At 60.8% G+C, this 10,349-nt stretch carries 9 protein-coding genes and 1 tRNA gene; 4 read left to right on the forward strand and 6 right to left on the reverse strand.

The genetic code is table 11. The features are described 5' to 3' along the window. Positions 1-55 precede the first annotated feature (55 nt). Together odhI and secA2 are read right to left on the reverse strand one after the other, a co-directional pair. On the reverse strand, positions 56-481 hold the full coding sequence (gene odhI / locus ACQCVD_RS02260) for an oxoglutarate dehydrogenase inhibitor Odhl (protein WP_426822056.1): 426 nt from the start codon (positions 479-481) through the stop codon (positions 56-58). A gap of 111 nt (positions 482-592) precedes the next feature. Next, the gene (gene secA2, locus ACQCVD_RS02265) at positions 593-2,878 is read right to left on the reverse strand and encodes an accessory Sec system translocase SecA2 (RefSeq protein ID WP_426822057.1); all 2,286 of its coding nucleotides are present in this window, start codon (positions 2,876-2,878) and stop codon (positions 593-595) included. Positions 2,879-2,997: 119 nt separating this feature from the next. Between secA2 and ACQCVD_RS02270 the strand changes: the two genes are divergently transcribed. The 4 genes from ACQCVD_RS02270 (at position 2,998) to ACQCVD_RS02285 (ending at position 6,018) form a co-directional block, all read left to right on the forward strand. Then, complete coding sequence (locus ACQCVD_RS02270) at positions 2,998-4,128, forward strand: alpha/beta hydrolase family protein (RefSeq protein ID WP_426822059.1); 1,131 nt, start codon at positions 2,998-3,000, stop codon at positions 4,126-4,128. Beyond that, positions 4,128-4,523: a YchJ family protein gene (locus ACQCVD_RS02275; protein WP_426822060.1), complete on the forward strand. Its 396-nt coding sequence runs from the start codon at positions 4,128-4,130 to the stop codon at positions 4,521-4,523. Before ACQCVD_RS02270 ends, ACQCVD_RS02275 begins: the two co-directional genes overlap by 1 nt. A gap of 123 nt (positions 4,524-4,646) precedes the next feature. Beyond that, a tRNA-Pro gene (locus ACQCVD_RS02280) sits at positions 4,647-4,720 on the forward strand. A gap of 518 nt (positions 4,721-5,238) precedes the next feature. Beyond that, positions 5,239-6,018 carry a tyrosine-type recombinase/integrase gene (locus ACQCVD_RS02285; protein WP_426822091.1) on the forward strand — a complete coding sequence of 260 codons (780 nt, stop codon included), beginning with the start codon at positions 5,239-5,241 and terminating at the stop codon, positions 6,016-6,018. On the opposite strand, the gene ACQCVD_RS02290 is transcribed toward ACQCVD_RS02285, so the two are convergent. The 4 genes from ACQCVD_RS02290 to ACQCVD_RS02305 form a co-directional block, all read right to left on the reverse strand. Next, complete coding sequence (locus ACQCVD_RS02290; RefSeq protein WP_426822062.1) at positions 6,015-6,737, reverse strand: hypothetical protein; 723 nt, start codon at positions 6,735-6,737, stop codon at positions 6,015-6,017. The two genes, ACQCVD_RS02285 and ACQCVD_RS02290, sit on opposite strands and share 4 nt — an antisense overlap. A 400-nt stretch (positions 6,738-7,137) precedes the next feature. After that, positions 7,138-8,163: an AAA family ATPase gene (locus ACQCVD_RS02295; RefSeq protein WP_426822063.1), complete on the reverse strand. Its 1,026-nt coding sequence runs from the start codon at positions 8,161-8,163 to the stop codon at positions 7,138-7,140. Positions 8,164-8,494: 331 nt separating this feature from the next. Beyond that, positions 8,495-9,502, reverse strand: coding sequence for a hypothetical protein (locus ACQCVD_RS02300; protein ID WP_426822064.1), 1,008 nt, complete (start codon positions 9,500-9,502; stop codon positions 8,495-8,497). Further along, the gene (locus ACQCVD_RS02305) at positions 9,486-10,037 is read right to left on the reverse strand and encodes a DUF6932 family protein (RefSeq protein ID WP_426822065.1); all 552 of its coding nucleotides are present in this window, start codon (positions 10,035-10,037) and stop codon (positions 9,486-9,488) included. The genes ACQCVD_RS02300 and ACQCVD_RS02305 overlap by 17 nt, the downstream gene beginning before the upstream one ends. Positions 10,038-10,349: the final 312 nt, after the last annotated feature.

Consider the following 10,349-nt stretch of genomic DNA (forward strand, 5'->3'; position numbering starts at 1 on the left):
TGAAGCTGTTTTAGAACGGGCCACCGGCGCCCCGCAGGTGCCGGTGGCCCCCACATTACTTGGCGGTGAGGAAAACCAGCCGGAACTTGCCGATCTGGATCTCATCGCCGTTGGCGAGCGCCTGGGAGTTGCGCGGCTCGCGGTTGACGTAGGTGCCGTTGAGCGATCCGACGTCGACGACCTCGAAATCGCCGTCATTGATGCGGAACTCGGCGTGACGGCGGGAGACGGTGACATCATCGAGGAAGATGTCGGCCTCCGGGTGGCGGCCTGCGGTGGTGGTCTGCTGGTCGAGCAGGAACCGGGCACCGGCATTGGGGCCACGCTTGACCACGAGTAGTGCGGCACCCTCGGGGAGGTTGTCCGCACCGGTTGCGGCCGGGGTGCTGGTGGCACCAGCCTCCATTTCCTTGAGCAGGTCGGCACGGAAAACTGAAGTGGTTTCCACCTGCGGCTCAGGGGTACCGGTGTTCTCGCTCATTTCTAACCTCCGGATCGAAGTACGGGTTCAATGATGACAATCATAGCGGCAACCACTGCTTGAGGGGCGCCACTCCTCCCGCTTTGCGGGGTGACGGGCAGAATCGGAATCCTATCGGAAGATATTACCGATACCGCTCAACGCGGAGTTGCCACTGCCCGAAAGTGGGTTGTCGGAGACCATGTACGTCCAGGTCGCCGAGGGTCGGGCCAGACCGTAATCGCCCAGGTGGGCGCCGCTTTCGTCGATGTCGACGCTGCGGAAGGTGGCCACGGCCTTGTCGACGGCCCGTTGGGCCAGCTCCTTGAATTCGCGGACGGCGATGCGGTGGTACTCGTCGATCGGGGTTTCCCGGGCGATCGCCCGCAGGTGGATGGATTCCCGCACGTCGTCCATCAGCCCCAGGTGCTCGCTCCACTCCTGGTCGAGATGGAAGAGCATGATCTCCCGACCGGCCCGGACCTTCGCCGCTTGGGGCAGTTCGGCCAGTTCGCGGGCGCGTTCGGGAGCCAGCTCGGCCAGCTGCTCCCAGGCCCGGTCGGTGTCCAGCAGGCTGTTCCGGCGTTCATCGATGATGTCGCGCTGGTCAGCCAGCAGCTTGTTGTACTTCCAGGTCTGGGCGTGGATCTCCAGCAGCTGCCCCTCGGTGACCCGCTGGCAGTGCTCGATGAAGTCCTGGACCTTGCCGTCCCGGATCTGCCCCGCGTCATCCGGCTGCGCGGTGATCTTCTCCCCGGCGCCGCCGGAGGCCACCACGTCATCCTCCAGGGAGACGAAGAACAGGGACAGACCGGGGTCACCCTGCCGGCCGGCGCGCCCGCGCAACTGGTTGTCCAGCCGGGAGCTGCGGTGCCGGGCGGTGCCGATGACGGCCAGACCACCGAGGGCGGCCACCTCCGCCCGGTCGCGCTCATCCGCACCACCGAGCCGGATGTCCGTGCCACGGCCGGCCATCTGGGTGGACACGGTCACCCGACCCAGGTCGCCGGCCTCGGCGATGATGCGGGCCTCTTCCTCGTCGTTCTTGGCGTTTAACACGTTGACCTCGATGTCGTCGAGCGCCTCGGTCAGGTACTCGGATTCGGCGACGTCGTGGGTGCCCACCAGCACCGGCTGGCCGGTGGCGTGGATGGCACGGATCTCTTCGACGATGGCCCGGTTCTTCTCCCGGGCGGTGGCGTAGATCCGGTCGGCCTCGTCGAACCGCTCCAGCGGGCGGTTCCGGTCGATCACCGAGACCCCGAGGTCGTAGAACTGACGTAGCTGGTCGGTGGCCTCGACCGCCGTGCCGGTCATGCCGCAGACCATCGGGTACCCGCTCATCAGCGCCTGCAGGGTGACCGAATCCAGGATCTTGCCGCCCTCGGTGACATCCAACCCCTCCTTGGCCTCGACCGCCGCCTGCAGACCGTCGGGCCAGCGTTGCAGATCAGCCACCCGCCCCCGGGAGGCGTCGATCAGCTGCACCTTGCCGTCCCGGACCAGGTAGTGGACATCCCGGATCAGCAGCGCCCGGGCGTGCAGGGCCAGGTTGACGTGCACCATGGTGGTGCCCACGTGTTCGGGATCGTGCAGGGCGGGAATCCCGAGTGCCCCGGCCACCCGGTCCGCCCCGGAATCGGTGAGAAAGACATTGCGGCGACCGTCGTCGATCTCGTAGTGCTCGCCCTCCCGCAGGTGGCGCACGATGTCGGTGATCCGGCCGGTGGGAGCGGCCCCGGGCTGGGAACCGGCCAGCACCAGCGGCACCAGCGCCTCGTCGACGAGCACGGAGTCCGCCTCGTCCACCAGGGCGACGTCGGGACGCGCCTGGACCATGTCGGCGCGGTCGGTGACCTGCTTGTCGCGCAGGACGTCGAAGCCGATCTCGTTGACCGGCGCATAGACGACATCCGCGGCGTAGGACCGGCGGCGTTCCTCCGGGCCCAGTGATTCATGCACGGCGGCCACGGTGAGGCCGAAGAACTCCACCAGGGGACGCATCCACTCGGCGTCACGACGCGCCAGGTAGTCGTTCACGGTGATCGAGTGGACGCGCTTGCCCATCAATCCGAAGCCGGTGGCGGCCATGGCGCCGACCAGGGTCTTGCCCTCACCGGTGGCCATCTGAATGACGTCACCCTCCAGCAGCCGCAGCACGGCCTGGGACTGCACCGGATAGGGGGTGAGCCCCAGGGTGCGGGTGGCGGCCACGGAAAGCACCCCCAGAAAGTCCGCCGGATCGCGCAGGGTGCCGTCCGCGACGAGCGTCCGGGCGCGGGCGGCCAGGGCGGCGTCGTCCAGCTCCTGCAGGGTCCCGAGCTGGCTGGTCGCCTTCTCCACGATCGCGCGGCTGCGCTTCTGGTCGCGGCCCGACTTCCCGCCGAGCGCCTTCCAGAACCAGTCCATTCGGGCCACGGTGCTCCCCTTAATACCGACGACATGTGCTCCCCTAGACCTTAGTGGACGGTGAGATCGGACTAGTGTGTCTGGGAGTGCTGCCAGTTTCCGGTGCAACCTGAAAGGTCTCGATTCCAGTGCATTCCGTATCCGTGAAATTACCCTCCAGCCAGGGCACGATGATGGCCGGGACCATCGACACACCGGATTCCCCGCCGGTGGCGTACGCGATGTTCGCCCACTGCTTCACCGGTTCCCGGTTCACCCCCGCCGCGGCCCGGGTGTCCAAGACCCTGACGGAGTTCGGCATCGCGACGCTGCGTTTCGATTTCCCGGGACTGGGACAGTCCGAGGGCGAATTCTCGGAGACGACATTTTCCTCCAACGTCGAGGACATCAAGACCGCCTATGAGTGGATGCGCGCCAACTACGCGGCCCCGCAGCTGCTGGTCGGCCACTCCCTCGGCGGTGCCGCGTCGCTGAAGGCGGCCACGGAGCTGCGCGACCTGAAGGCCGTGGCCACCATCGGCACCCCGTTCGACCCGGCGCACGCCGTCCTGCACTTCGCGGACCGGATCGAGGACGTCGACGAACAAGGCGCCGTCACCGTCGTGCTCGGCGGGCGGGACATCGTGATCTCGCGGGAGTTCCTGGAGGACCTTGCCGACACCAACCCGGAGCTCTACCTGCCGCGACTGCGCAAGCCGCTGCTGCTGGTCCACTCGCCCATCGACGAGACCGTGGGCGTGGATAACGCACAGACCATTTTCCAGGTCACCCGCTACCCCAAGTCGTTGGTCTCCCTGGACCAGGCCGATCACCTGGCCACCCGGGCCGGGGTGGCCCAGCGCGCCGGGCGGTTGATCGGCAACTGGGTCGAGCCCTACCTGGTGCCCGTCAACGAGGCCCCCGACGTGGAGGCGGGTGCCCTGTCGCGTTCCGCCAGGGGCAGCCGCTTCGCCGACACCGTGCACACCCCCGTCGGCCAGCTGACCACGGACCGACCCAAGTCAGAGGGCGGGAAAAACCTCGGCCACTCCTCCGCCGACCTCATCGCCGCGGCTCTGGCGGCCGACGCCTCCCAGGCCATCCGCGACACCGCCCGGAAGGCCCGGATCAAGCTTGATGACGTCGCGGTGACCGTCGTCCCCGAAGACGGCGGCTTCGCCCGCCGCATCACGCTGAACGGGGCGCTTGACGACGCCCAGCGCCGCCAGCTCCTGGCCGCCGTGCGGCCGCTGACCGTGAAGGTGAGGGACGAGAACTGATGTCTACTTCCTACCCTGATTCAAAACGCTGCCCGTGCGGAACCGGCCTGACCTACGGCGAGTGCTGCGGCAGGTACCACGCCGGTGTGACCGCGCCGACCGCCGAAACCCTGATGCGCTCCCGCTTCACCGCCTTCGCGGTAGGTGACAGCGCCTACCTGCTGCGCACCTGGGCTGCCGAGGACCGTCCGGAGACGCTCGAATTGACCGATACCGGAGTGCGGTTCTACCGGCTGGACATCCTGGACGTGGTGGGCGGCGGCCCCCTGGACGAGACCGGTGTGGTGGAGTTCGAGGCCTTCTACAAGGGCGCGGAGAAGGGCTCCCAGCACGAGCGCTCCTCGTTCCGGCGGGTGAACGGCGAGTGGGTCTACGCCGCGGGGGACGTGCGCTGAGCCATTGCCGATCTGGCATGTCAGGGAAGTCACTTCCCCCGTCTGACCAGCTAATTTCAGGTTCCGGCCGACAGTGATGTAATCTGATCCGTGCACCACGGCAGTCAACCTGTGTGGCGCAAACGGACTGTGGCGCAGCTTGGTAGCGCACTACACTGGGGGTGTAGGGGTCGCAGGTTCAAATCCTGTCAGTCCGACAAATTACCAGGTCAGAGGGTGAAAATTCACTCTTTGGTCTGGATTTTTTATGCAAAAACGCTGCTCAGGGCACTTTCAAGAATACCTTCGAGCACACGGAACCGACAAACGCCCGTGCGGAATCCGTGGCAGTTATGGCACGTTTATGGCACGCAATTCCTGGGGATCGACCCGAAAGCTTCCCAGTGGGAGGGTCCAGGCACGCTACACCGGCCCTGACGGTGGCACGCACAAAGCCCCTGACACGTTCCCCGATGAACTATCCGCTCTCGGTTGGCTGGCAGACAAGCGCCGTGAGATTGATCTCGGCATCTGGGCTCCTCCGAGCACCGAACCGGTACGCACCATCCCCACGGTTGGCGAGATGGTCTCGCATTGGCTGAGTCAGTGTGAGGCGGCGGTAGCAACCGGTGAAATGCGGGAAACCTCGTTGGTGACGTACACCAACATCGTAGAAAAGCGGATCACTCCTTACACGGCGTTCACTGGCACTCCTGTGGATGAACTAACCCCTGTGATGGTCTCTCGGTGGTGGCAGTCGATCACAACCGACTTCCCCACTACCCCGGATCGAAACAAGCGGGCCTATTCCAAGCTGAAGTCCGCTATTGCCCTGGCGGTGGAATACGGCTATCTCCAGACCAACCCTGTCCAGGTTCAGGCGGCCCGGAAACGGGCACCCTCCAAGAGGAAGAGCCTCCCCACGACTGCTGAGCTTCAGGCAATCCTGGATCAGGTGGCTGATCGTTTCAAGCTTGGGGTGTGTCTGTGCCTGTTCCACGGTCTTCGGGTCGGTGAGATGCTGGCGCTCCAGGCGAAGCACTTCGAGGCAACCGTCGGCGGTGGCATCGGAATCCGCATCGAGGGCAATCTTCAGCGGGTACCCAACGGACGGGGCGGGGTGATGATGAAGTGGCAACCGCCCAAGACAGAGGCCGGCTACCGGGTGGTGCCGGTGCTGGCTGAGTTCTTGCCCCTGGTGCGTCGGCACCTGAAGACGTTCACCACGGCTCCGGAGGACTATGCCACCACCACAGCTAAGGGGAAGATGATGATGGATACCTCTTTCCGCTCTGTGTTCAACCGTGCCCGGGACAAGGCAAACGTAGATCCCGAGATCACACCGCACTACGGGAGGAACTGGCTTATCACCCGACTGGCTGAAGCTGGTGCCACTCCGAAGGAGATCGGCAGAATCCTCGGGCAGGAGGATGTTTCCACCATCGTCGGGGTCTACATGCGGGTGCGGGAACAGCGTCCCTCGGATCTGATGAAGAAGATCAAGACCCAGGACTAGACCCGGGGCTTCACATTCTTGGTCCTATTGGCTTCCAGGGAGCACGGCATCAGGTTGAACGCGGTGTGTGCCCCTCCCCTCCCCAGGGGAACTACGTGGTCAACGCTGCGGTTCTGGGGCGTCAGCTTCTCCCCTGTCAGGTAGCACTTCAACGGGTCAACCCCGAGGGCTTCCCAGTAGTCCAGGAGATCCTGGGGCTTGATCCGTTCAGCAGGGTTACCGGCCTCCACGGCACGGTGATAGCCCAAATAGAGCTGGTGGTTCAAACGGTAGTGCTTATCGTTCCAATAGCGGTTCTGATCGTATGCTTGCAACCTCTCCTGGTGCTTATGACGATACTCCCGGTCGTATGCTTTTCTCTCCTCGCGGTGGTCGCGGTAGTACTTCGCCATGCGTTCTAGGGTCTGCTCTCTGTTCTGGCTGTAATACTTCGCCTTGTACTCGGGATTCTCAGCACACCACTGCTTAGTGTCGGCATAGTTACATGCCTTGCACTGGCTGTGGAAGCCGTCTCGGTGGCTGCGATTCCGAGGGAAGTCCTCCAGATTCTTCACGGACCGGCACTTCCCACACCGCTTCGCCCCGAGGTCTCGGAGTTCGTCGGCCTTACCAGCCGGGAACCGTTTGCGGCCTGTAGCCTCCATCCAGGCGTTCATCTCCTCGGTCAACGCCTGAAGCTGGTCCCTGGTCGAGCTGCTCTCTGCTTCGGTGGTCGTCATCCTGTCCTTTCATGAATGAGTGAATCCCGGAGCTTGGTTGCTCCGGGGTGTGTCTGTTCTCTTCGGAGGTTGAGTTACTCAGTAGCGGCTTCATGGCCGCATTCTGATTACCCAGATCGCCGCTCTCTCGGCGGCTCTGTGGTGAGTCAGTCAATCCCAGCCCCGAGGCTGGTCTTGGTCGCTCCCTCGGTCCAGCAGCCACCAGCTGCCTGTCCTCGGTCATCGTTCATCTCCAGGGCCCCGAAGGAAGGCCCGTGTAGATCCACTCCCCGAAGGGGGCGAAGCCCCAACAGAGAATAGATATACCGGGGGATCTATAAGGGGGTATCGTATCGAAATATCGACCTTCTGACCAGGGGAAACAGAGGCGACGATACGGACGATATCGGGAAATATCGCCCTAAATATCGTCCTCTCGACGGACGTAAAGCGGGATCTTCCCCTCCCGCTTCACTAGCACCTTGGAGTTCACTCCCGCTCGGAGATCCGCTTTGGCGGTGTTGAATTTGGTTCCGGTGACAGACTCGATCTCACGGGCTACATCGGCAGTGATCCTGCCAGAGGATTTCACAGCGGCATCCCAGACCTTGTCCCTACGCTCTTTTGTAGCGTCGGATCGACTCGGTTTTTCCGGTTCGTTCCCAGGAGCCTCACCTACCAGCGACATACTGAGATCATCGTGAACATCGACGCTCACGGTTCTCGGAGTGTCCAGGTTTCCCTGTGCTATCAGCCGGCGACGGGTGCCGTTCTCTTTCTGAACCTCGACCCTCCAGCGGGCCATAGCCTCCAGCTGGGTGTTGCCCTGCATTCGGTTGCCTCGGTCGCTGTCTCGGTGCGCTGTCGATGCGTGGTGAATCATGACAACCGGAATCTCTAAATCCAGGAACGGCTGAACCTTGTCCTGGACCAGCTTGGCGGTGGCGGCATCCACCGTATCCTTACCATCGGTGAGCCCCTGAAAGTTATCTACGATAACGAGGTCAACAGCCCCGTAACCGGCACGGGCGATAGTGTCTCGGGGAATAACTCCAGATCCTCCGATGTAGTCGATGCCGATTTTCTCCAGGTCCGCCCCGAGGCCTTGGAGCCGATTGGGGTACTCCTGCCGGATATTGGCCTCGGTGCCAACGATCACGATGCTCAGGGGGCGGTCACCCGTGCGGGGTTCAACCCCGAGCACCGGCTCCCCCTTGGACAACGCAGCAGCGACATTAACGGCCAGTGTGGACTTACCGGCTTCGGGCTTGCCATAGAAGAACGTCAAACTAGTGCATACCAGCCCAGGGATAAACCACTCGTCGGCACCACTCATTTTCTCCAGGTAGTCGGCAGCGGTCACGTTGGCCGGCCTGGAAATGAACTCCTCGAACTTTTCGTTCATCTCTTCATCGGTGTATCCGCTCACGCGGTCATGGGTGGTCACTTACTGATCTCCTTACTGATCTGGTCTTTAAGAGCCTGAAGCTCTTCGGTGTTCATAAAGAATTTCCGGGAATGCCCCGGCATCTTCAGGGTGAACTTGTCATCGTTGATCTTGGTCAATCGTGGCTTTGTGGTACTCATTGCTTCCTCTCATGGTTGGTGGTTGATGCTCCGGAGAACGTGAAAATGCCCCGGCTGGTGGGCCGGGGCTAACGACGCGAGTCTTCAATGGAGAGGATCACGGGAACCGCAGCTACGGAAGCCCGACGTTCCTCATCATCCAGGGACATGATCGCTCAGCGGCACGAATTGGCATCTGAGACAGGCTGGAATTACTCCCAATAATTCAAAGCGAATGCCAGTTTCCAAGACTTTCCCGGAAATCTAGTTGCATCGACAGCTAAGCTTGCTTCCACCTCGTCATCAATTCGAAGTCGCTGGAAACGGTTGTCGTCCTCCTCAATCGATACATGCACTACATCGGGAACCGACTCCCTAACGAATGGGCGCAATTCCCCTTCCGAAATTTCTTTTCCATCATCGATTGAAACAATCTTTAAGATCACATGAGGGTTAGGGAATCGCGAAACCCCTTCAACAACCGCAGATACGCTGATGACGCCGGAATCTGTATCGACCTTATCTAATGCGTCAAAGAACGCTTTTGCTTGAGCCGCCCTGAAAAGCAGTTTTCGCGTTCCCATCCGAGGAACTCGCCACTTCAAATCTAAATCCAAGCCGTTGTCAGATAGCGTTTCCATAAAACCCTTAGTTGCGGAAACTACACGCGGTCCGGATCTATCGATGGAACCAGCGTTATCTAAGAAATCCTCTTGTGAATCAGCCGGTGAGGATAGCGCATTGATAAGGTCGATTATCGACTGCTCGACGAGCGGTTCCTCTTCTTCTGCCAACTCTAGTTCGAGCTGCTTGGTATCTTCGGCTGGCCTGTAGTTTGGCGAGAACTTCAAGACAACCGACCCTGGTGCAGGTGATGCATCCAGCATCAACTTCGTGTGTTCCGAGATGGAGGCAGGCAACTTACCACGCTCGCTTTGGACGCCTCGCAAAGAAGCGCCAATAGCAGTAACTAGATTTTGGAACCCATTAAGTACATCACCCGCCGCATTCAAGGAAAGCGAGTGCTGATCAACGCCTTCACCGGTCAGCCTTATTGTACCGTTCGGCTTTGAGATTACACCTGTGGCACCGAGATTGATTTGATGCTGTTCGACGCTGATCCGGTTCAGATCTTGGATATCGACCCAATCGGGAACAGAATCGTTCTCCTCAAGTTCGAGAAGGTAGCGATCGAGATCGAAATCACCATTGGTATCCATTTACGATCACCTCCACATATCCCTGCCTCGGTAGGGTCCAGCTTAAATCCGGTTCGCTTTCCTTTTCTCCCTGCCGCTGTCGTTGCCAGAAATCATCCCAGTAGCCTCGCCACCTGTGGTAATCGTCCGTATCCGGCGTTAATCCCTTAATCGCTGGCTTCCAAACGACCACATAGGGGTCTATTCTTAATCCCCTCCTGTTGGCTAAATCCTTCAGGCCAGGAGCAGTAATCAGTTTCCGCAGCCCCACCGAGTCCTCCGGGATGTTCTCCACCTTTGTTCCGTCGAGGATAAACGTAACGTCTATATCGTCCGGGTGATCCTTTTCAGTGAGGAAGCTGCCGCCAATCCAAGCTGCACGTATTCCAATAGGATCCTTTACGATGTTAATGAGAGATTCAAGCTCATTAACCAACTCATGTCGATGGTCGTTCCAGCATAAACAACCCCTGAATTTTTCAAAATTTTCAAGAACTTTCCTACCGGGGCTGTAGACCGGTGGATATACACCGTACTGATTCGGGACCGATTTCAACGATTTTCCTCAAACTTTATAGTTGTGCAGAGTCGTATCAATGGTAGACCGACTCTCGACAGCTTCGTGAGCAAAGCGTCGGAGATGCCTTCCTCACCAACAGATTATATAGACAGTTTAGAGCACCCTTTTTAGCCAGTTCGCTGGCGTTACCTCGAGAACCTCTGCAACCTGCATCGTTATCCGGCTCTTCACGATTTAGAGTGCGTTGATCCTGGCCTGCAGCTGCCCGGAGTGAATGAGTGACCGCAAGATGTAGTGGTCGAGGTTCTTGAACCCGAGTGCGATGCCGCGCAAGTGCTCGAGCCTGCC

This window comes from Corynebacterium halotolerans (assembly GCF_050107895.1).
In the GTDB taxonomy this organism is placed as follows: Bacteria; Actinomycetota; Actinomycetes; order Mycobacteriales; family Mycobacteriaceae; genus Corynebacterium; species Corynebacterium halotolerans_B.

Bases quoted from the DNA above. Each gene is read 5' to 3' on its own strand.
- odhI (WP_426822056.1), bottom strand. From the start codon at position 481: ATGAGCGAGAACACCGGTACCCCTGAGCCGCAGGTGGAAACCACTTCA.
- ACQCVD_RS02275 (WP_426822060.1), top strand. From the start codon at position 4,128: ATGTCTACTTCCTACCCTGATTCAAAACGCTGCCCGTGCGGAACCGGC.
- ACQCVD_RS02285 (WP_426822091.1), top strand. From the start codon at position 5,239: ATGGTCTCTCGGTGGTGGCAGTCGATCACAACCGACTTCCCCACTACC.
- ACQCVD_RS02290 (WP_426822062.1), bottom strand. From the start codon at position 6,737: ATGACGACCACCGAAGCAGAGAGCAGCTCGACCAGGGACCAGCTTCAG.
- ACQCVD_RS02300 (WP_426822064.1), bottom strand. From the start codon at position 9,502: ATGGATACCAATGGTGATTTCGATCTCGATCGCTACCTTCTCGAACTT.